The following is a 20,658-nucleotide window of genomic DNA, read 5'->3' on the forward strand; positions in this document are numbered from 1 at the left end:
GTCGGTAAATCAAGATCAATCACACCATGCTGCACAAACCACACCGCGTCACAATCCTGCACATAGACGCGAGAGATAGGCGCGTACCTGACCCACGCGCAGGTCAAGAATGTTTCCTACAGCCCGCTGGGCGCCGGCCTGGGCTGGCTGTGGGATTGGTGCCCACCGGATCTGAGCGTGCTGCCATTGGCCGCCATACTCAAGACCTGGACCTGGGGTAATTTGAATAAAAAAGAGGGTTCGTCAGAAGTCGCGATTATTTTTTGCAAAAAAAAAGCCTCGATTCAATCGAGGCTTTTATGCATTGAAGCTCAAGGCTTCGGATGCCAAAACTGGAGCGGGAAACGAGACTCGAACTCGCGACCCCGACCTTGGCAAGGTCGTGCTCTACCAACTGAGCTATTCCCGCATATTGGAAATCGTCAGTATCAACGATTTACCGAACACTCATGAGCCAAAACCGACTCATAAAAAAGCCTCGACTGCCGCGAGGCTTCTCGCATTGAAGTCACAAGACTTCGAACGCCAAAACTGGAGCGGGAAACGAGACTCGAACTCGCGACCCCGACCTTGGCAAGGTCGTGCTCTACCAACTGAGCTATTCCCGCAAATTTGGCGTCCCCTAGGGGACTCGAACCCCTGTTACCGCCGTGAAAGGGCGGTGTCCTAGGCCACTAGACGAAGGGGACACTACCTGAAACATATTGCTACATTTCAGTACCCAGACTGACAAATGGTCATTCTGGTTTCCACCAACTTTGCCAAAGCAAAGCTGCTTGAAACTGGAGCGGGAAACGAGACTCGAACTCGCGACCCCGACCTTGGCAAGGTCGTGCTCTACCAACTGAGCTATTCCCGCAAATTGGCGTCCCCTAGGGGACTCGAACCCCTGTTACCGCCGTGAAAGGGCGGTGTCCTAGGCCACTAGACGAAGGGGACACGCTACTACTTCACTGCTTACCGCGCTACGCTGTATGCTTTACGCTGTAAGTGGCGCGCATTCTATTGATGGATTGCGAGGTCGTCAACCCCCGTATGAAAATTTATTGAAATCAATTACTTCGGTATAAACCTGGGCTTTTGCCGGAGGTCGGATTGTCATGGCTGGCGATCAAGATTTGCTTGCCGCGGCAGATAAGAACATCTATGCGCAGTAGTGCTTAGCCACTACACTCGCATCATCACACCTGGACTAATAGAGGTTTGCACAGTGACACCACTCATGATCACGGTGCTCATACTGGTCGGTATCGCACTGCTTATAGCAATCGGCTACCTGAACCACGTGGCTGAGAACAAAAAGCTTGATAGTGCCCGCACCAAGGTCGAACTCAGCGACCGACTGCGGCGTTGCACTGAAATCAGCGAAACCTTTCCCGGGCAACTCATGTCGCCTGCCCTCAAGTTGCTGCTGACGCGCCTTGAACTCAATGTAGTGCAGCGCATGCTGAGCATGGAAAAGAACAATGCCCAGCTCAAGTACCGCGTAGAAGAGCTAAAAGAGCTGGTCGGCAAGGGTGAGTCGATCCCGGTCACCAACCCGGCGACGCCGATCCAGACCGAGGCCAAGGCCAAGGACGTGCGTTTTCTGCTGGAAGCCCTGCACGGCCAGGTCACCCGTGCCGCTCATGACGGGTTTCTGCACACCAGCGAAGCCAAGCACTGGATTCGCGAGATCCGTACCATCCTGGTCCTGTTGCACATCGAGTTTTTCAACACCCTGGGGCAGGAAGCAATGAACCAGGAACAACCAGGCCAGGCGCGTCTGGCGTTCGAGCGCGGCGTACAATACCTGCGCAACCAGCCAGACCCGGTGACGTATCAGGCGCAACTGGCGGCCATGGAAAAGAACCTGGCGCGCGTCAACTCCATCGTACTGACCAATACCGCACCGACCGAGAACGACGAAAACGCCCTGACCGAAGGCTTGAAGGCCGACGCAGAACAGACCGAATGGAAGAAGAAGGTTATCTACGATTGATCACTGGCCGGTGCGCAGTTGCGCTGCGCACCGGCCCGACGGTTCAACAGTCACTGGCCTGCAAAAATATCTCCGCCAGCCGCTCGATCCCCGCCTGATCCACCTCGCCAAACCGCTTGAGCTTCGGACTGTCCAGGTCCAGCACGCCAATCAATCGCCCGTCCTTGATCAACGGCACGACCAGTTCGCTATTCGAGGCGCTGTCGCAAGCGATATGACCGGGAAACGCATGCACGTCTTCGACCCGTTGGGTCTGTCGGCTTTGTGCCGCAGCACCACAGACCCCACGGCCAAAGGCGATACGCACACAGGCCACCTGGCCCTGGAATGGCCCCAGCACCAGCTCGTCATCTTTATTAAGGTAAAAACCCGCCCAGTTCAGGTCTTCGAGCTGGCTATACAAGAAGGCAGAAAACTGCGCCGCATTGGCAATGAAGTCTCGCTCCCCGGACAACAGCGCCTGCAGTTGCGCTGCCAGTAGCTCATAGCCTTGCAGGCCGCTGCCAGCATCACTCAGATCGATCATGGTTGTTGCTCCAGCAATTGCAGACCCACCCAGTAGCGGGCGAACTGATAGGCGCACCGGCCGTTACGGTTGCCACGACCGGTGGCCCAGCGGACCGCGAGAATATCCAGCGCCTCGTCGCGCTGCCACTGCAAACCGGCCTGCCCGGCCAACTGGCCGATCCAGTGCTCGACCACATTCAGATAATGCGGCTGGGTGAAAGGATAGAACGACAGCCATAGACCAAAGCGGTCTGACAACGCGATTTTGTCCTCCACCGCCTCACTGGGGTGCAGTTCGCCATCGACATGCTTCCAGTTGACGTTGTCGCTTTCCTTTTCCGGCACCAGATGGCGGCGGTTGGAGGTTGCATACAGCAGAACATTATCCGGCGCCTGCTCCAGCGAACCATCCAGCACGCTCTTGAGCACCCGGTAGTCGCCCTCCCCCGACTCGAAGGACAGGTCGTCGCAAAACAGCACGAAGCGCTGGGGCAGCTTCTGCAATTGTTCAACCACCCGCGGCAGGTCAGCCAGATGATCGCGCTCCAGTTCGATCAGCCGCAATCCGGCGTCAGCGTATTCGGCCAGCAACGCCCGCACCAGCGACGACTTGCCGGTGCCACGCGAACCCCAGAGCAATGCGTGGTTGGCCGGCAGACCATCAATGAACTGGCGGGTGTTGCGGCCCAACTGGTCACGTTGTTGATCGACCCCGATCAGGTCAGAGAGGCGCATGTCGAGACTGACCTGCAGCGGCATCAAATACCCGCTGCGGCCTTCACGCACCCAGCGCGCGGCCAGTGAGCAAGACCAGTCGAGCGGCTCGCGGACAGCCGGTAACAGGGGCTCGAGCCGCGTGAGCACGGCTTCGGCGCGTTCAAGAAAAGCATTCAGCCGGGAATCCACTCTATCTCCTTGGGTTTATCCGATTAATCCACCGCACCAATCAGCTATGCTAGCTGCGCACGTCAGAACGGAAGTGGCAGTAGGTAATGGATATAGCGTTTACCAACAGGTTGTCGTTCAAGCAGGCCCGCCTGGCCGTGGTGGTCGGGTTCGTGCTGGGGACGCTGCTGAGCCTGTTACAAATCGGTCTCGATTATGCCAGCGAAGATGCGGCTATCGATCATGAAATTCATGCCCTGCTGGAAATCAGCCACAATCCGGCGTCACGCATTGCCTACAACATTGATTCCGAGCTGGCCCAGGAACTTACACTCGGGCTGTTGCAATCATCGGCAGTGGTCAGCGCACGCCTGACCGATAACAACAATATGGTATTGGCCAGTGTCGAGCGCAATCTCAGCAATGGCCGCTACCGGTTGATCAGCGACTTCCTGTTTGGCGAAACCCGCCAGTTCGAGCGCAACCTGAGCCTCGATAACATGCCGAATGAACCTATCGGCACCCTGAGCCTGACCGTGGACACCTTTGCGTTCGGCAGCCCGTTCCTGCACCGTACTGAAATCACCCTGCTCAACAGCTTCGCCCGCAGCCTGCTCCTGGCCGCCATTCTCTGCGCCTTTTCTTACCTGGCCCTGACCAAGCCGCTGGTCGCCCTGATTCGCGATCTGACCCACCATGACCCTCGCCGCCGTGAGCAGCAGAAGCTGGTCTGCCCGCCCGGCCATGAACGCGATGAAATCGGCATCCTGGTCGAAACCGTCAACCGCCAGATCGAGACCGTCGCCAGTGAGTTCGCCCAGCGCCGCGAAGCAGAAAATCGCCTTACCACGCATTTGGACGAACTGGAAAACATCGTTGCGGCGCGCACCACAGAATTGAAGTCGAGCAACCTGCGCCTGAGCCAGTCCAACGAAGAACTGCAACAGGCACGCAGTACCGCGCTGGACATGGCCCAGGCCCGCTCGGCGTTCCTGGCGCATATGAGCCATGAAATCCGCACCCCGCTAAATGGCCTGCTGGGCATGCTGGCGCTATCGCTCGACGGCCCGCTGAGCGCCGAACAGCGCCAACAACTGATGGTTGCCCACGACTCGGGCAAAGTATTGGTCGAACTGCTCAACGATATTCTGGACATGTCCAAATTCAATTCGGGTCATCTGGAGTTCGAGCGCATTCCGTTCGACCTGTGCAACCTGATCGAGGACACCGCCACCCTGCTCTCGCAGAACAGCGCGCCCAGCGTTGAACTGACCTGCCTGATCGCGCCGGACTTTCCCTCACTGATCATCGGCGACCCGACCCGGGTCCGGCAAATTGTCAGTAACCTGCTGTCCAACGCCCTGAAGTTCACCCGCTTTGGCCGGGTTGACGTGCGCCTGACTCATTACCAGCAGCCGCAGAGCCTTGATTACCGGGTGCGTATCGAGGTACGTGACACCGGTATCGGTATCGCCCGGGAAGCCCAGGCGCGAATCATTCAGCCCTTTACCCAGGCCGAAGCCGCCATTACCCGCCAGTTTGGCGGCACCGGGCTGGGCCTGGCGCTGACTCACAATCTGTGTGAAGCCATGGGCGGCGAACTGAGCATCGAATCGCAACCCGGGTTTGGCAGTCGTTTCTGCGCAGACCTGCCGCTGCCGGTGCACCTGTCTGCGATCATGCAGAACCGGCTCAGCGGTCATGTCACCGTCATCAGCATGGCCGGCAGCGGCCTGGTGGAATTACTCGGCAGCCTGCTGCCCGCCTGGGGCGTCACCCTGGAGCGCCGCAGCATCGACGAGGCCAGCACCTTGCTGGAGGCACCTCGGCAACCGGACCTGCTGGTCACCGACTGCCCGGAATGCCTGTTCGATATCCGCCGCATTACATCGATCCCGATTCTGCTGGTGACGGCCTACGGCAACTTCATGCCTGGCGAGCAGGTCACCGCGTTGGCGCCGCTGCAGCAACAGGCCCGCCCGCTGGCTCGCAACGCCTTGTACCAGACCTTGCGCCGCACCCTGCGCCAAGAGTCCAGTGACAGCGCCGAGCACACCGAAAAAAAACCCAGCCTGCCGCACAAGGCACGCATCCTGTTGGTCGAGGACAACCCGGTCAACCAGATGGTGGCCAAGGGCATGCTCAATAAGCTGGGCTGCGAAGTGATCATCAGCAGCCACGGTGGCGAGGCGCTGGAACAGCTGGAGTCCGGCAGCTTTGATCTGGTGTTGATGGACTGCAATATGCCAGTCATGGACGGCTACGAAGCCAGCCAGCAGATTCGCCGCAGCGGACGCTGGCCGGACCTGCCCATCGTCGCGCTGACCGCCAACGCGATGCCCGAAGAGCGTGAACGCTGCCGGGCAGCCGGAATGAACGATTACCTGGCCAAGCCGTTTCGCCGCGCCGACCTGCTCAGTGTGCTGGATCAATGGCTACCCGCCACTCAGGGCCTGCCGCCCATCGCCCTGTGAGGCTCAGCGCAGCAGCGCTTCGATCTCGTCGTGCAGTGCCTCGGGCTTGGTCAGCGGCGAGAAACGCTTGACCTGCTGGCCATTGCCACTGATCAGGAACTTGGTGAAATTCCATTTGATCTGCTTGCTGCCCAGCAAGCCAGGTGCGCGCTGCTTGAGCTGGACGAACAATGGATGGGCATTGTGGCCATTGACGTCGATTTTGCTGAACAGCGGGAAACTGACCCCATAGTTCAACTCGCAGAAGCCGGCGATCTCCTGATCGCTGCCCGGCTCCTGCTTGCCGAACTGATTACACGGAAAACCAAGCACCACCAGGCCGCGCTCGCGGTAGCTCTGCCAGAGTTGCTCCAGCCCCTTGTACTGCGGCGTGAAGCCACACTGACTGGCGGTATTGACCACCAGCAAGGCTTTGCCGGCATAGTCGCCCAAGGTCTTGCGCTCGCCACTGAGTGTGGTGCAGGCAATGTTCAGCAGGTCCTGGCTCATGCTTATGTCCCTTTGTATTCAATGGCAGATTGGTTGACGCCGTCAGGCGCTCGGCACCAGGTCAAGGCACACCGAGTTGATGCAATAGCGCAGCCCGGTGGGCGGCGGGCCATCCGGAAACACGTGGCCCAGATGCGCATCACATTGAGCGCAGACCACCTCGGTACGAATCATGCCGTGGCTGACATCGCGCACTTCAAGTACCGCACTGTCGTCCAGGGTCTGATAAAAGCTGGGCCAGCCGCAGCCGGAGTCGAACTTGGTAGCCGAATCGAACAGCGCCAGCCCGCAGCACACACAATGATAGATGCCCGCCGTTTTAGTGCTGTTGTATTTGCCGGTAAACGGCCGCTCGGTAGCCTTGAGCCGGCACACCTGATACTGCAGCGGATCGAGCATCTCTTCCCACTCTTTGAGGGTCTTTTGCAACTTGTCCACTGATACACCTCCGGTTCGGAAAAACCCCGATCTGTGTCTTTTCCACGGGTCGGGTGGCACGTATGATTGCGCCTCATCAGTCATCAGTCTGTCACCCGCTTCAAGGCCAGACAAACCCATTTTCACGGCCATTGCGCCGCACATCGTTGCCGCACGTCCATCTTCGGGATCATCAACATGCAGTTCAGCAAATCGAACAAGCTCGCCAACGTCTGCTATGACATTCGCGGGCCGGTGCTCAAGCACGCCAAGCGTCTGGAAGAGGAAGGCCATCGCATCCTCAAGCTGAACATCGGCAACCCGGCGCCATTCGGTTTCGAAGCCCCGGACGAAATTCTTCAGGACGTGATCCGCAACCTGCCGACTGCCCAGGGCTACAGTGACTCCAAGGGCCTGTTCAGCGCCCGTAAAGCAGTCATGCAGTACTACCAGCAGAAGCAGGTCGAAGGTGTCGGTATCGAAGACATCTACCTGGGCAACGGCGTGTCCGAGCTGATCGTGATGTCGATGCAGGCGCTGCTCAACAATGGCGACGAAGTGCTGATCCCGGCGCCGGACTACCCGCTATGGACCGCCGCCGTGAGCCTGGCCGGTGGCAACCCGGTGCACTATCTGTGCGACGAGCAGGCCAACTGGTGGCCGGACCTGGCCGACATCAAAGCCAAGATCACCCCGAACACCAAAGCCATGGTGATCATCAACCCTAACAACCCGACCGGTGCGGTCTACCCCAAAGAAGTGCTGTCAGGCATGCTTGAGCTGGCCCGCCAGCACAATCTGGTGGTGTTTTCCGACGAGATCTACGACAAGATCCTCTATGACGAGGCCGTGCACATCAGCACCGCCTCGCTGGCCCCGGACGTGCTGTGCCTGACCTTCAACGGCCTGTCCAAGTCGTATCGCGTGGCAGGTTTCCGCTCCGGCTGGCTGGCCATCTCCGGCCCGAAACATGCCGCCCAGAGTTACATCGAAGGCATCGACATCCTGGCCAACATGCGCCTGTGTGCCAACGTACCGAGCCAGCATGCAATCCAGACCGCGCTGGGCGGCTACCAGAGCATCAACGACCTGGTGCTGCCACCTGGCCGGCTGCTGGAGCAGCGTAACCGTACCTGGGAACTGCTCAACGACATCCCGGGCGTCAGCTGCGTCAAACCGATGGGTGCGCTCTACGCGTTCCCGCGCATCGACCCGAAGGTCTGCCCGATTCTCAACGATGAAAAGTTCGCCCTTGACCTGCTGCTCTCGGAAAAGCTGCTGATCGTTCAGGGCACCGCGTTCAACTGGCCATGGCCGGACCACTTCCGCGTGGTGACCCTGCCGCGGGTCGATGACCTGGAACAGGCGATCGGTCGGATCGGCAACTTCCTCAAGAATTATCGCCAGTAAATGGCTGCCGCCGATCCTGCCGCCCTGGCAGGGTCGGGAATTTCCCCCGCTGACCCGATGTCCACTATCGGGTCACGCTCAGCCACTGTTCAGCCCGAAGGTTTTATTCTCAGGCAGGACGAGGCGACACAGTTTGAAATAGTCCCCCTGTTGAATAGCGACTGGCATCGCCTTATATACCCGGCATTACGCTGCAATTTATCCGAGGAGAACCTTTCGACCATGATGCGCATTCTGCTGTTCCTGGCCACCAACCTGGCGGTGGTGCTGATTGCCAGCATCACCTTGAGCCTGTTTGGCTTCAACGGGATCATGGCGGCCAACGGGGTTGATCTGAACCTCAATCAGCTCTTGCTGTTCTGCGCCGTGTTCGGTTTTGCCGGCTCGTTGTTCTCTTTGCTGATTTCCAAATGGTCAGCAAAGATGAGTACCGGCACCCAGATCATTACCCAGCCGCGCACTCGCCATGAACAATGGCTGCTGCAAACCGTCGAGCAACTGGCCCGCGAGGCCGGGATCAAGACTCCGGAAGTCGGGATTTTCCCGGCCTACGAGGCCAACGCTTTCGCCACCGGCTGGAACCGTAACGACGCGCTGGTCGCCGTCAGCCAGGGGTTGCTTGAGCGCTTTTCGCCCGACGAAGTGAAAGCCGTGCTGGCCCATGAAATCGGCCACGTGGCCAACGGTGACATGGTCACCCTGGCGCTGGTGCAGGGTGTGGTGAACACCTTCGTGATGTTCTTCGCACGGATCATCGGCAACTTCGTCGACAAAGTGATCTTCAAGAACGAGAGCGGCCAGGGCATTGCGTTCTACGTGACGACCATCTTTGCCGAGCTGGTACTGGGTTTTCTGGCCAGCGCCATCGTCATGTGGTTCTCGCGCAAGCGTGAATACCGCGCCGACGAAGCCGGCGCGCAACTGGCCGGCACCCAGGCCATGATCGGCGCCCTGCAACGCCTCCAGGCCGAGCAGGGTGTGCCAGTCCAGATGCCGGCCACCCTCAGCGCCTTTGGCATCAATGGCGGCCTCAAGCACGGCCTGGCAGGCCTGTTCATGAGCCACCCGCCGCTGGAAGTACGGATCGAGGCACTGCGCCGTCGCGGCTGATGACAGGCCGCTACGCAAAGGGCGACCCTGGGGTCGCCCTTTTTTATGAGCTCAACGTTCCAGCCGATAGACCTGTTCTTGGAGTCGTGTCGCACCGGCCTTGCGCGCCTTGATGCTGTTGGGCAGCTCATCGACTTGTTCAAGCAGGGTGGCTTGCCAGCGCCATTGCGACAACAACCCGACCTCCTCGGGTGACACCGCAAAAGGCGGGCCCGGCAGTTGCTCCTGCTCGTAGTCGAGCGTGACCAGCAGCCCAGCGCAGGACGCTGGCAGCAAGCGATCCAGCAGCTCGACATAGCGCTTGCGCATCGGTACCGGCAAGGCAATCATCGCGGCGCGGTCATAAAGCCCCTGCACCGGCCCGAGCAGCTCAGGGTCGAGCTCGAAGATATCCCCGCACCACAGCTCACAGCCCTCTGCACTGTAGACCTCAAACGCACCGCGCCGGGTAATCTGCGGTTTCACCTGACGCTCGCTGAAGTAGTCCTGCACCGCTTTGGCCGACAGTTCGACGCCCACCACGTAATGGCCCTGCTCGACCAGCCAGGCCATGTCCAGGCTCTTGCCACACAGCGGCACCAGCACCCGTGCGCCGGGCGCCAGCGGCAAGCCGGGCCAATAGCGCGCCAGGTAGGGGCTGGGCGCGTCCTGATGGAAGCCAATCTGGCTGTTGGCCCAGCGCTCGTGCCAGAAGTCCGGCTCCATTGATCCTCCCGAAAATTCGATTAAAAGCCCGAAAACTTATATTGGAACTGGATAGGTATTGTGCCTGAAGATGAAGGCTCACTCCCATCCGGTAACCGTCCATGTTTCCCAGCCTGTTCATTTCTCACGGTTCTCCCATGCTTGCCCTGGAACCGGGTGCCAGCGGCCCGGCTCTGGCGCGCATAGCTGCCAACCTGCCGCGCCCAAGAGCGATCGTGATTGTCTCGGCGCACTGGGAAAGTCCGCAACTGGAGGTCAACATCAATCCACAGCCTGACACCTGGCACGACTTCGGTGGCTTTCCCGCCGAACTGTTCGCGGTGCAGTATCCAGCCTCTGGCGCTCCTGAGGTTTCGGCCCAGGTTGCGGCGCTACTCAGTGCCGACGGCCTGCCGGTCAAGCTGAACCAAAGCCGCCCGTTTGACCATGGGGTATGGGTGCCACTGAGCCTGATGTATCCGCAGGCAGACATTGCGGTGGTCCAGGTGTCGCTGCCCAGCCAGCACGGCCCGCAATTGCAGACCCGGGTTGGCCGGGCACTGGCACCGCTGCGTGACCAGGGCATCCTGCTCATCGGCTCCGGCAGCATTACCCACAACCTGCGCGAGCTGGACTGGCAGGCCGGTCCCGAGCGGGCCACTGATTGGGCATTGGCGTTTCGTGACTGGATGATCGACAGGCTGGGCAGCGACGACGAAGCCGCGTTGCATGATTACCGTCGCTGGCACCCCATGCGGTGCGTAATCATCCGAGTGATGAGCACCTGTTGCCGCTGTATTTCGCCCGTGGCGCGGGAGGTGCGTTCAGCATCGCCCATCAGGGGTTTACCCTGGGGGCGCTGGGGATGGATATCTATAGGTTTGGATGAGGCGTTACACCTGAGTTTTCGCCGCCACAGACCTCTGTGGGAGCGACCTTGGTCGCGAAGGTTTTTCGGTCGGTGCAAGATTGTTTACCGCGGTTGCCTGTACCGCCAAGCCAAGCCAAAAAATGCCTGGCTGTCGTGCAGGCAAAAAAAATCCCCGAACCAGTCGGGGATTTTTTTATTCGCTCAGATCAATCTTCGCGATAGCGGCGCAGTTTGAGCTGCTTGCCGGCTACGCGGGTGTCCTTGAGCTTGGCCAGCAGACGCTCCAGACCTTCTTCTGGCAGTTCAACCAGGCTGAAGCTGTCACGGATCTGGATACGGCCGATGGCGTCACGCGCCAGACCACCTTCGTTGAGGATCGCACCCAGCAGGTTCTTGGCAGCGATGCCGTCACGGGCACCCAGAGCAGTACGGCAACGCGCACGGCCTTCACCCAGTGGCAGCGGTGCACGACGTTCGCGCTCTGGACGGTCACCACGCTCGGCGCGCTCACCGCGATCAGCACGTGGGGCGTTGTTTGGAACCAGCGGACGCTCACGCTCGATATCGGCCAGGGTCAGTGCCTGACCCAGGGTGGCCTTGCGCAGCAGCGCAGCAGCCAGAGCACGCGGGGTGCAACCGATATCGGCAGTCAGGCGGTCCAGCAGCTCGCCATGGCTGGCTTCAGCATCAGCCACCAGCGGCGTCAGGCTGTTGGTCAGTTTCTTGATGCGGGCGCTGAGGATAGTCTGGGCGTCCGGCAGGCGGACTTCCGCAACCTTCTGGCCTGTTACACGCTCGATGACCTGCAGCATACGGCGCTCGCGCGGGGTGACCAGCAGCAATGCACGGCCTTCGCGACCGGCACGGCCGGTACGGCCAATACGGTGCACGTAAGACTCAGGGTCGTACGGCATGTCGACGTTGAATACGTGAGTGATGCGCGGTACGTCCAGACCACGGGCGGCGACGTCGGTCGCGACCACGATGTCCAGACGGCCATCCTTGAGCGAGTCGATGACGCGCTCACGCTGGTTCTGGGCGATGTCACCGTTCAGTGCAGCAGCCTTGTAGCCTTTGGCTTCCAGGGCGCCAGCCAGGTCCAGAGTGGCCTGCTTGGTGCGCACGAACATGATCAGGGCGTCGAAGTCTTCGACTTCCAGCAGGCTCAGGACCGCGTTGGTCTTCTGGTCAGCGTGAACCAGCAGGTGAGCCTGCTCGATCTTGGTGACGGTCTGGGTCTTGGTCTGGATCTTGACGTGCTGCGGGTTACGCAGGTGACGCTCGGCGATCGCACGGATCGACGGCGGCAGGGTCGCCGAGAACAGTACGGTCTGACGGGTTTCCGGCATGGCATCGAAGATCACTTCGAGGTCATCCATGAAGCCCAGCTTGAGCATTTCGTCAGCTTCGTCCAGAACCAGGTGGTTCACGGTGGTCAGGACTTTCTCGTCACGACGCAGGTGGTCACACAGACGGCCCGGGGTGGCGACGATGATTTGCGCGCCGTTGCGGATAGCCTTGAGCTGCGGGCCCATCGGTGCACCGCCGTAGACAGCGACGACGTTCACGGCCGGCATCTGTTTGGCGTAGGTTTCGAACGCAGTGGCCACTTGCAGGGCCAGCTCGCGGGTGGGCGCCAGGATCAGGGCCTGGGGCTCACGCTTGCTCGGATCGATACGATTGAGGATCGGCAGGGCGAACGCGGCGGTCTTGCCGGTACCGGTCTGCGCCTGGCCAATCATGTCGTGACCGGCAAGAATGATAGGGATCGATTGTTGCTGAATGGCCGAAGGCTCTTCGTAGCCTGTAGCGATAACAGCAGCAACAATATTCGGATGAAGATCGAGAGCGGCGAAGCCGCCGTTTTCCTGGGTCATGGGTCTGCCTCTGGTGCATCCGCAAAGACCCATGCTGCAAAGCTGCGCGTGCCGTGTACGACTCAAGAGTCACCCTGGCTGCTTTGTGGCGGGGATTTGCGAAAACAATTGATGAATGGATCGTTCAGGATAGTCCGGCTTGCGAACCAGCCACCGAAGCAGGCTCCGGCTAATGCATCCCTCTGAACGACGGCCCGGTGAAAGGCCGGCGCGCACTATACCGGAATTGCCAGGTTAAGTGAGGGTTTTTTTATGAAAAATTGGCCATTTGACACACGTTTCATGCAGCGCGGCGCCGCCGTTTTCGCGGGTGATGCAGGCGCCGAGCAGCGTATATCGGTACATCCCGGCTAAATCGATTCATGTTCGCTGACAATGGCCCTGCCCGCGCCGTCTGTCTACTGCGACAATCTGCCCGCCGCCGCGTGTCATGAAGCCGGGCGAATGTCCTTGATCAGCGTCTGTAACGAGTAGCCCAAGCGTGGCGCCAGAGCCTCTGCACGGGCCATCAGGGCATCGACTTCAAGCACCTGTTCAAGGTCCGCCGGCACAATCAGAATGACATTGCCTTCCTTGACCGGCAGTTCCCAGTAATGCCGATGATAAAGCCCGCGCAACAGCGCCGCGCCCAGCGGCCTGCCGTCATCGTTCGCCCACTGGTTGATGACCAGCCAGCCGCCGGGGGTCAGACGTTTCTGGCAGTTCTCCAGAAAACTCCAGGCCAGATGCCCGGCACCCGGGCCGACATCGGTGTACAGGTCGACGAAGATCAGGTCGGCAGGCTCAGCGGTTTCCAGCAACTGCAAGGCATCGCCGACCCGGATATAGAGCCGCGGATCATCTTCAAGCCCCATGTACTCCATGGCCAGACGCGGCACTTCAGGGCGCAACTCGATGGCCTCGACGTCTTCCAGCGGCAGGAATTTCAGGCACGCCTGGGTCAGGGTGCCGGCACCGAGGCCCAGGAACAACGCGCTTTCCGGCGCCTCATGGCACAGCGCACCGATCAGCATGGCACGGGTGTAATCGTACTCCAGCCAGGCCGGATCGGCGGTGAAGGTGCAACTCTGTTCGATCGCATCGCCAAATTCGAGAAACCGATAATCTTCGACTTCCAGTACACGGATCATGCCGAAGTCATCGTGGACCTCGGCCAGGATTCGTTCTTCACGCTCGTCGGTCATGACCTCTCCTGGCGGCTGGCTCATGCAGTGCTGAGCGCAAAATGCGAATTGTCGACCAAATGCCGGGCCTTGTCACAACATTGATCTGCTGGCTGTCGTCGCCCGGCATTCGGTAGACCCCATCAAGCTGCCAGGGTCTGTTGCCGTTTCAGCACAGACCGCGTTTCAGCGCCAAATCGTGTCAGGCGAGGCGAAGGACGCAGGAAATGGTCGCTGCCTTTTCAAGCCTTTCGAAGAGCGGAGCGCCGCCCGAGCTGGCGCGATTTGGGGCGCAAACCGTACGGCCGTGGCTGTGTTGTCACACGCATTCCAACAGAGTGAAGCCTATGCCGGCCGACAAACAGACCTCGACGCGGTTGTGATGAAACGGCAACAGCCCCTAACATGCGGCTCCCGACTTGCCCTGACATGAGCCGACAATGAACCAACCGTGGAGCCCGGACAGCTGGCGGGCCTTGCCGATCCAGCAACAACCCCTGTACCCCGATGCCGCTCATGTGCAGCGCGTCGAGCAGACCCTGGCCGGTTTTCCGCCACTGGTGTTCGCCGGTGAGGCACGCGAGTTGCGCCGCCAGTTTGCCGAAGTGACCGAGGGGCGCGCCTTCCTGCTGCAGGGCGGTGATTGCGCCGAGAGCTTCGCAGAATTCTCCGCTGCGAAGATTCGCGATACCTTCAAGGTCTTGCTGCAGATGGCAATTGTCATGACCTTTGCCTCGGGCTGCCCGGTGGTCAAGGTCGGGCGCATGGCTGGCCAGTTCGCCAAGCCGCGCTCGGCCAATGATGAAACCATCGATGGCGTGACCCTGCCGGCCTACCGCGGCGACATCGTCAACGGCATCGGCTTCGACAGCCGGAGCCGTGTGCCGGACCCGGACCGCCTGTTGCAGGCCTACCATCAGTCCACCGCCACCCTGAACCTGCTGCGCGCCTTCGCCCAAGGCGGCTTTGCCGACCTGCATCAGGTCCATCAATGGAACCTGGATTTCATCGCCAACTCGGCACTGGCTGAAAAATACAGCCAACTGGCCAACCGTATCGACGAGACCCTGGCCTTTATGCGCGCCTGCGGCCTGGACAGCGCCCCGCAACTGCGCGAAACCAGTTTTTTCACCGCACATGAAGCGCTGCTGCTCAACTATGAAGCGGCCTTCGTGCGCCGTGACAGCCTGACCCAGGACTTTTACGACTGCTCGGCACACATGCTCTGGATCGGCGACCGTACCCGACAGCTCGACGGCGCCCATGTCGAGTTCTTGCGCGGCGTGCATAACCCGATCGGGGTCAAGGTCGGTCCGAGTATGAACACCGAGGATCTGATTCGTTTGATCGATATCCTCAACCCGGACAATGACCCAGGGCGCCTGAACCTGATTGCGCGGATGGGCGCTGACAAGGTCGGTGATCACCTGCCGGGGCTGATCCGCGCCGTCGAGCGCGAAGGCCGCAAAGTGCTGTGGAGTTCCGACCCGATGCATGGCAATACCATCAAGGCCAGCAGCGGCTACAAGACCCGCGACTTTGCGCAGATCCTCAGTGAGGTGAAGCAGTTTTTCCAGGTTCATCAGGCCGAAGGCACACATGCCGGCGGCATTCATATCGAGATGACCGGGCAGAACGTCACCGAATGCATTGGCGGTGCACGGCCGATCACCGAGGATGGCTTGTCAGACCGCTATCACACCCATTGCGACCCGCGGATGAACGCCGACCAGTCGCTGGAGCTGGCGTTCCTGATTGCCGATACGCTGAAACAGGTCAAGCGTTGAACCACCGCGCGCTCAGACCTTGAGCGCGAGGATCACCGCGCAAACCATCAGGAACACGCAGAACAGCTTGCGCAACTGCCGCTCCGGCAGCGAATGCGCAAGCTTGACGCCCCAACTGATGCTGGCCAGGCCGCCCACCGCCAGTGGCACGCCCATGTGCCAATCAACATGCTGGTGCCAGGCGTAGGTCAGCAACGTGATGCCGGTACTTGGCGCGGCCAGCGCCAGTGCCAAGCCTTGGGCCACCACCTGACTGGCACCGAACAGGCTGGTCAGAATCGGCGTCGCCACCACGCCGCCACCGACACCGAACAGCCCGCCGGTAATCCCTGAACCAACCCCCAGCAACCAGAGCCAGCGCTCGCGCTGAAGGCCAGCCCCGAGCCGGGTCGTGCTGCGGATCATCTGCATCAGATTGAAAACGATCAGTATCAGCAGAAAGCCGACAAACCCCAGGCGCATGCTCTGCGGGTCCAGGCTGACTGCCCACAGCGACATCAGCCAGGCAAAAATAAAACTGGGCACAATCAGCATCAGCGCGTGGCGCAGTTGAATCCTGTTGCGCTGGTTATAGCGCCATAGCGCCAGCAACACGTTGGGCAACACCATCAACAGCGCCGTGCCCTGAGCCAGTTGCTGATCCAGGCCGAACAACACGCCCAGCGCCGGGATCGCCACCAACCCGCCACCAATCCCGAACAAGCCACCCAGCGTGCCCATCGCCGCACCGAGCAACACAAACATCACCACATCAATCACGCCACTTCCCCGGTTCAGACTGTGCGCCGGCCTGAATTATCTGGCGCATTAAAGATCACAACACTAAATTACGCCCCTGCTTCGAATGCACCAGGAGTTTTCATGACTGACACACCTTCGACCTGCGACGCGCTGAAACTGGATAACCAGTTGTGCTTTGCGCTGTATTCCACCTCATTGATGATGACCAAGGTCTACAAACCGCTGCTCCAGGCGTTGGGCCTGACCTATCCGCAGTACTTGGCCATGCTGGTGCTCTGGGAACGTGACGGTCTGACGGTGGGAGAAATCAGCACCCGTCTACTCACCGACCCCGGCTCCCTGACCCCCTTGCTCAAGCGCCTGGAAGGCGAAGGCCTGCTCAGCCGTACCCGCAGCAAGGACGATGAGCGCGTGGTCCTGCTGCACCTGACCGAGCAGGGCCGTGCCCTGCAACTCAAGGCACAAGCCGTCCCCAATTGCATTCTCTCGGCCAGCGGCCTGGACCTGGAACGACTGGTCAAGCTGCAAGAGCAATTGCTGGACCTGCGCGACAACCTGAGCACGCATCGCTGATGCCGATTCAGCGATGTCAGGCTGGCAAGTGTCTAGGATAACCCTTTGATGTCAATTTGAAATATAAAGATACAATCGCAGCAGACGGCGACGCTGGAATGCCTTCTTGATAGCAAATGCAAAGCATTAACATTCGCATCCTAAATAATAACGCTTACACACACTCAGGATGCATCACCCATGTCTGCCCCATCACGCCTTTCGCCCTTGGCTATCGGCATCTCAGCCCTGCTTGGCGCAGGTTTTGTCAGCGCCGCCTCGACCACCCTGCCAGAACTGTCGATCAACGCCAACGCTGAACAGGAAGAAACCAGCCCACGGGTCAAAGAGGTCAGCACCGCGACACGCACCTCAACCCCGGTCCGCTATGTGCCGCAGGCCATCGACACGGTCAAGACCGCCAACGTGCTGGACTATGGTGTCAAGGACCTGGGCACGGCGCTGAGCGGCCTGCCGAACATCAGCGACAGTTCCGATACCCGCTTTGACGGCCTGCGTATTCGCGGCTTCGATGCCAGCAACGACTTCTATCTGGACGGCATCCGCGACGACAGCCAGTACGTCCGCGACCTGCACAACACCGAGCGGCTGGAAGTTCTCAAAGGCCCGGCGGCGGTGCTTTACGGACGTGGCAGCCAGGGCGGTATCGTCAACCGGGTCAGCAAGGCACCGCAGGCCGGACGCCGCTCGACCCTCGAAGCCCAAGGCGGCACCAATGACCTGCGCAGCCTGTACGCCGACCTGAGCACCGACCCCAGCGAGAACATCAGCCTGCGCCTGAACCTGGGCAACATGGACAGCAACAGCTTCCGTGATGACATCTCCAGCCATCGCCAGTTATTCGCCCCGTCGATGAGCTGGCAACTGACCCCGGAGCTGAACTGGCTGGTGCAGTACGAGTACAGCCGCTTCGACCGCACCCCGGATCGTGGCATTCCGGGTATCGGTGGCCGCCCGGCGGACGTCAGCCGCGACACCACTTACGGCGACAGCCGCGACTACATCGACGACAAGGCCCAGTCGCTGCGCTCAAAGCTCAGTTATGAGCTCAACGAACGCTGGCAACTGCGCCAGACCCTGGGGATCTTCAAACTCGACAGCGATTTTGATAACACCTACCTGACCGGCTATACCGCCGCGACCAACCGGGTCACCCGCGCGCGCTTCCAGCAAGACCTGCATACCCGCAATGTCTTCAACAACATCGAGCTTGAAGGCAGCTTCGACACCTTTGGCCTGGAACACCGGGTGCTGACCGGCATCGAAGTGGGCAACCAGCGCCGCGATCCCAGGCTCTACAGCGCCGCCAACGGTTCGGTGCCCTCGCTCGATCCCTATAACCCGGACCGCAACCAGCGGCACACCGGGCTGATGAGCCCGTCGAGCCACAACTACACCGAGGTCGAGAGCCGCGCACTGTATGTACAGGATCAACTGCGCCTGAACGACCAATGGCAACTGCTCGGCGGTTGGCGCTACGACCGCTTCGAGGTCGACACCACCAACCGCCTGCGCGATATCAGCGAAGCCCGTGACAGCCATAGCACCAGCCCGCGTGTCGGCCTGGTCTGGACGCCACTGCCGGAACATTCGTTCTATGCCTCCTGGACCAAGACCTTCTCGCCGGTCGGCGGTGGCCTGATCGGTATCACCCCCGGAGCCACCGGCAATACCAATGATGTCAGCCCAGAGTTGACCAAGCAGAAGGAAATCGGCGTCAAGAGCGACTGGCTCAATGATCGTCTGAGCACCACCCTGGCCATTTATGAGCTGGAGCTTTACAACCGCCGCACAACCGATCCGAACGACCCGAGCCTGACCATTCTCACCGGCATGCAGCGCTCACGCGGCGTGGAACTGACGGCCACCGGGCAATTGGCTGGCAACTGGTACGTGCGCGGCGGCATCGGCATTCAGAACGCAACCATCGTCGAGGACAACAATGGCCTGGCGGGCAACCGGGTCAGTAACGTCGCCAAGCGCAACGGCAGTGTATTCCTGACCTGGAAGCCGGAAAGCGGCTGGTACGCCGAAACCGGCCTGACCCTGGTCGGCCAGCGCTATGCAGATAACCAGAACACCACGGTACTGCCTGGCTACGGCCGCTGGGATGCCCTGGCCGGCTACCGGCAGAAGGACTGGGACCTGCGTGCGGCACTGAATAACCTGACCGACCAGAACTACTACAGTTCGGCCACCAGCGCCGGGCAGATCCGTCTCGGTGATCCGCGCAGCCTGGTGGTGACCGGGACCTATAGCTTCTGATCCGGATCGTTCAACGACTGTCTGCACGCCGCAGGACCGGTTTGGCCCTGCGGCGTGCAGGTTCTGACACCTTCTTCTACCCTTGCTAAGCGCCAGCCCGAGAAATTCCCAACAATTAACTTGCGCGCAAGATAATTGCAGGATACATTTCACCTCACATTAGTTAGCGCGCTAAATTTTAGCGCAAAACACAACCGACGAGGAAATCTCATGAAAGCGCTCTACACCGCAGTAGCAACCTCCACCGGTGGCCGTGACGGCCGTGCGATCTCCAGTGACAACATTCTCGATGTGAAGCTGGCCACCCCAAAAGAACTCGGCGGCGCGGGCGGTCAAGCCACCAACCCTGAGCAACTGTTCGCCGCCGGCTACTCGGCCTGCTTCATCGGCGCCCTGAAGTTCGTGGCGGGCCAGAGCAAGCGTAGTATCCCGGCAGACGCTTCGATCACCGCTCACGTGGGCATTGGTCAGATTGAGGGTGGCTTCGGTCTGGACATCGACCTGCATATCAGCCTGCCGGGCCTGGAACAGGCTGACGCCCAGCAACTGGTCGATGCAGCGCATAAGGTCTGCCCGTACTCCAACGCCACCCGTGGCAACGTTGATGTACGCCTGCACGTGACCGTCTGATTGCTGCAAACGGTTTGGCTTGCACTAACGGGAGATCCCTTGCGGATCTCCCGTTTTTTCATCCGCAACGAAAAAGCCCGCAACACTGTGCGGGCTTTTTCGTGAAGCGTGGCTACAAAGCAGTGCTTATTTGGCACGGCCTTTGTAGGAACCGCCTTCACGGGTATCGATCTCGATCATGTCGCCGATTTCGATGAAATCAGCAACGCTCAGCTCGGTGCCGTTTTTCAGTTTGGCAGGCTTCATCACTTTGCCAGAGGTGTCGCCACGAGCGGAACCTTCGGTGTAGTCAACCTGACGCACGATGGTGGTCGGCAGCTCTACCGAAACCAGACGCTCTTCGAAGAACACGGCTTCGCAAACGTCGGTCATGCCTTCTTCGACGAATGGCAGAACGGCGTCGATGTCTTCGGCGTTCAGCTCGTACATGGTGTAGTCGGTGGTGTCCATGAACGTGTAGGTGTCACCGCTGATGAACGACAGGGTGGCTTCCTTGCGGTCCAGGATCACATCGTCCAGCTTGTCGTCTGCACCGTAGACAGTTTCAGTCTTGTAGCCGGTCAGCAGGTTTTTCAGCTTGGTCTTCATGATCGCGCTGTTACGGCCGGACTTGGTGAACTCAGCCTTTTGAACCAGCCAAGGATCGTTGTCGATACGAATCACGGTGCCGGGTTTCAGCTCTTTACCAGTTTTCATTGCAGATATCCGAATTTGGATGGAGTTAGCGAAGGCTCTGTACGAGAAGCAGCCTGTGCAGGCGGTTTTTCGTACAGAGCCTGATATCAAGGCCGCGT

Annotated in this window: 17 protein-coding genes, 5 tRNA genes and 1 pseudogene; 9 read left to right on the plus strand and 14 right to left on the minus strand. The window is 60.0% G+C overall.

The annotated features are described in order from the left end of the window. Window positions 1–333 precede the first annotated feature (333 nt). The 5 genes from NJC40_RS27300 to NJC40_RS27320 all read right to left on the minus strand — a co-directional run bounded on the left by NJC40_RS27300 (window position 334) and on the right by NJC40_RS27320 (window position 939). Window positions 334–409: transfer RNA gene (locus tag NJC40_RS27300), tRNA-Gly, on the minus strand. Window positions 410–532: 123 nt separating this feature from the next. Then, window positions 533–608: transfer RNA gene (locus NJC40_RS27305), tRNA-Gly, on the minus strand. A 5-nt stretch (window positions 609–613) separates the two neighbouring features. Next, window positions 614–689: transfer RNA gene (locus NJC40_RS27310), tRNA-Glu, on the minus strand. A gap of 94 nt (window positions 690–783) precedes the next feature. Further along, window positions 784–859, minus strand: a tRNA-Gly gene (locus tag NJC40_RS27315). Between the two features lie 4 nt (window positions 860–863). Beyond that, a tRNA-Glu gene (locus NJC40_RS27320) sits at window positions 864–939 on the minus strand. A 271-nt stretch (window positions 940–1,210) separates the two neighbouring features. On the opposite strand from NJC40_RS27320, the gene NJC40_RS27325 reads away from it, so the two are divergent. Continuing rightward, window positions 1,211–1,981, plus strand: a complete 771-nt coding sequence (locus NJC40_RS27325; RefSeq protein WP_045481926.1) for a hypothetical protein — start codon at window positions 1,211–1,213, stop codon at window positions 1,979–1,981. A 43-nt stretch (window positions 1,982–2,024) separates the two neighbouring features. Here NJC40_RS27325 and NJC40_RS27330 read toward each other — a convergent pair whose 3' ends face one another. Continuing rightward, a complete protein-coding gene (locus NJC40_RS27330) occupies window positions 2,025–2,507 on the minus strand; it encodes a free L-methionine (R)-S-oxide reductase MsrC (protein WP_045481929.1) in 483 nt (160 codons plus the stop codon). Then, complete coding sequence (locus tag NJC40_RS27335; RefSeq protein WP_045481932.1) at window positions 2,504–3,394, minus strand: ATP-binding protein; 891 nt, start codon at window positions 3,392–3,394, stop codon at window positions 2,504–2,506. The genes NJC40_RS27330 and NJC40_RS27335 overlap by 4 nt, the downstream gene beginning before the upstream one ends. Window positions 3,395–3,480: 86 nt before the next feature. Here NJC40_RS27335 and NJC40_RS27340 point away from each other — a divergent pair, with 86 nt between their 5' ends. Next, window positions 3,481–5,847: a hybrid sensor histidine kinase/response regulator gene (locus NJC40_RS27340; RefSeq protein WP_253140708.1), complete on the plus strand. Its 2,367-nt coding sequence runs from the start codon at window positions 3,481–3,483 to the stop codon at window positions 5,845–5,847. A 3-nt stretch (window positions 5,848–5,850) separates the two neighbouring features. On the opposite strand, the gene NJC40_RS27345 is transcribed toward NJC40_RS27340, so the two are convergent. Continuing rightward, complete coding sequence (locus NJC40_RS27345) at window positions 5,851–6,336, minus strand: glutathione peroxidase (protein ID WP_045481939.1); 486 nt, start codon at window positions 6,334–6,336, stop codon at window positions 5,851–5,853. 42 nt (window positions 6,337–6,378) lie between these two features. Further along, window positions 6,379–6,774: a peptide-methionine (R)-S-oxide reductase MsrB gene (gene msrB, locus NJC40_RS27350; protein ID WP_045481942.1), complete on the minus strand. Its 396-nt coding sequence runs from the start codon at window positions 6,772–6,774 to the stop codon at window positions 6,379–6,381. Window positions 6,775–6,951: 177 nt separating this feature from the next. On the opposite strand from msrB, the gene NJC40_RS27355 reads away from it, so the two are divergent. Then, window positions 6,952–8,163 carry a pyridoxal phosphate-dependent aminotransferase gene (locus NJC40_RS27355; RefSeq protein WP_045481946.1) on the plus strand — a complete coding sequence of 404 codons (1,212 nt, stop codon included), beginning with the start codon at window positions 6,952–6,954 and terminating at the stop codon, window positions 8,161–8,163. Window positions 8,164–8,385: 222 nt separating this feature from the next. Continuing rightward, window positions 8,386–9,273: a protease HtpX gene (gene htpX / locus NJC40_RS27360; protein ID WP_045481949.1), complete on the plus strand. Its 888-nt coding sequence runs from the start codon at window positions 8,386–8,388 to the stop codon at window positions 9,271–9,273. Between the two features lie 51 nt (window positions 9,274–9,324). On the opposite strand, the gene NJC40_RS27365 is transcribed toward htpX, so the two are convergent. Beyond that, on the minus strand, window positions 9,325–9,978 hold the full coding sequence (locus NJC40_RS27365; protein WP_253140707.1) for a thiopurine S-methyltransferase: 654 nt from the start codon (window positions 9,976–9,978) through the stop codon (window positions 9,325–9,327). 101 nt (window positions 9,979–10,079) lie between these two features. Between NJC40_RS27365 and NJC40_RS27370 the strand changes: the two are divergent. Further along, window positions 10,080–10,846 (plus strand): annotated as a pseudogene (locus tag NJC40_RS27370) (DODA-type extradiol aromatic ring-opening family dioxygenase). A gap of 188 nt (window positions 10,847–11,034) precedes the next feature. Here the strand turns inward: NJC40_RS27370 and NJC40_RS27375 are convergent. Then, entirely contained in the window at window positions 11,035–12,705 is a 1,671-nt protein-coding gene (locus NJC40_RS27375) for a DEAD/DEAH box helicase (RefSeq protein WP_045481958.1), read from the minus strand. 428 nt (window positions 12,706–13,133) lie between these two features. Then, on the minus strand, window positions 13,134–13,889 hold the full coding sequence (locus NJC40_RS27380) for a spermidine synthase (RefSeq protein WP_045481961.1): 756 nt from the start codon (window positions 13,887–13,889) through the stop codon (window positions 13,134–13,136). Between the two features lie 419 nt (window positions 13,890–14,308). Between NJC40_RS27380 and NJC40_RS27385 the strand changes: the two genes are divergently transcribed. Then, the gene (locus NJC40_RS27385) at window positions 14,309–15,655 is read left to right on the plus strand and encodes a class II 3-deoxy-7-phosphoheptulonate synthase (protein WP_045481964.1); all 1,347 of its coding nucleotides are present in this window, start codon (window positions 14,309–14,311) and stop codon (window positions 15,653–15,655) included. 12 nt (window positions 15,656–15,667) lie between these two features. On the opposite strand, the gene NJC40_RS27390 is transcribed toward NJC40_RS27385, so the two are convergent. Continuing rightward, window positions 15,668–16,414 (minus strand): sulfite exporter TauE/SafE family protein, encoded by a 747-nt coding sequence (locus NJC40_RS27390; protein WP_045481967.1) that lies wholly within the window; start codon window positions 16,412–16,414, stop codon window positions 15,668–15,670. 102 nt (window positions 16,415–16,516) lie between these two features. Between NJC40_RS27390 and NJC40_RS27395 the strand changes: the two genes are divergently transcribed. From NJC40_RS27395 to NJC40_RS27405, 3 genes are all read left to right on the plus strand, one after another. After that, on the plus strand, window positions 16,517–16,969 hold the full coding sequence (locus NJC40_RS27395; protein WP_045481970.1) for a MarR family winged helix-turn-helix transcriptional regulator: 453 nt from the start codon (window positions 16,517–16,519) through the stop codon (window positions 16,967–16,969). Between the two features lie 180 nt (window positions 16,970–17,149). Continuing rightward, complete coding sequence (locus NJC40_RS27400) at window positions 17,150–19,234, plus strand: TonB-dependent receptor (protein ID WP_253140706.1); 2,085 nt, start codon at window positions 17,150–17,152, stop codon at window positions 19,232–19,234. Window positions 19,235–19,444: 210 nt separating this feature from the next. Further along, window positions 19,445–19,864 (plus strand): organic hydroperoxide resistance protein, encoded by a 420-nt coding sequence (locus tag NJC40_RS27405; RefSeq protein WP_045481974.1) that lies wholly within the window; start codon window positions 19,445–19,447, stop codon window positions 19,862–19,864. Window positions 19,865–19,990: 126 nt separating this feature from the next. Here NJC40_RS27405 and NJC40_RS27410 read toward each other — a convergent pair whose 3' ends face one another. After that, entirely contained in the window at window positions 19,991–20,560 is a 570-nt protein-coding gene (locus NJC40_RS27410) for an elongation factor P (RefSeq protein WP_045481975.1), read from the minus strand. Window positions 20,561–20,658 lie beyond the last annotated feature (98 nt).

Origin of the sequence: Pseudomonas sp. 21LCFQ02 (assembly GCF_024129895.2) — a bacterium.
GTDB lineage: Bacteria > Pseudomonadota > Gammaproteobacteria > Pseudomonadales > Pseudomonadaceae > Aquipseudomonas.

Coding starts and splice junctions, on each gene's coding strand:
- NJC40_RS27410 (WP_045481975.1), bottom strand. CDS start 20,560: ATGAAAACTGGTAAAGAGCTGAAACCCGGCACCGTGATTCGTATCGAC.
- NJC40_RS27375 (WP_045481958.1), bottom strand. CDS start 12,705: ATGACCCAGGAAAACGGCGGCTTCGCCGCTCTCGATCTTCATCCGAAT.
- NJC40_RS27355 (WP_045481946.1), top strand. CDS start 6,952: ATGCAGTTCAGCAAATCGAACAAGCTCGCCAACGTCTGCTATGACATT.
- NJC40_RS27380 (WP_045481961.1), bottom strand. CDS start 13,889: ATGACCGACGAGCGTGAAGAACGAATCCTGGCCGAGGTCCACGATGAC.
- NJC40_RS27330 (WP_045481929.1), bottom strand. CDS start 2,507: ATGATCGATCTGAGTGATGCTGGCAGCGGCCTGCAAGGCTATGAGCTA.
- NJC40_RS27385 (WP_045481964.1), top strand. CDS start 14,309: ATGAACCAACCGTGGAGCCCGGACAGCTGGCGGGCCTTGCCGATCCAG.
- NJC40_RS27340 (WP_253140708.1), top strand. CDS start 3,481: ATGGATATAGCGTTTACCAACAGGTTGTCGTTCAAGCAGGCCCGCCTG.
- NJC40_RS27365 (WP_253140707.1), bottom strand. CDS start 9,978: ATGGAGCCGGACTTCTGGCACGAGCGCTGGGCCAACAGCCAGATTGGC.
- htpX (WP_045481949.1), top strand. CDS start 8,386: ATGATGCGCATTCTGCTGTTCCTGGCCACCAACCTGGCGGTGGTGCTG.
- NJC40_RS27345 (WP_045481939.1), bottom strand. CDS start 6,336: ATGAGCCAGGACCTGCTGAACATTGCCTGCACCACACTCAGTGGCGAG.
- NJC40_RS27405 (WP_045481974.1), top strand. CDS start 19,445: ATGAAAGCGCTCTACACCGCAGTAGCAACCTCCACCGGTGGCCGTGAC.
- NJC40_RS27395 (WP_045481970.1), top strand. CDS start 16,517: ATGACTGACACACCTTCGACCTGCGACGCGCTGAAACTGGATAACCAG.
- NJC40_RS27400 (WP_253140706.1), top strand. CDS start 17,150: ATGTCTGCCCCATCACGCCTTTCGCCCTTGGCTATCGGCATCTCAGCC.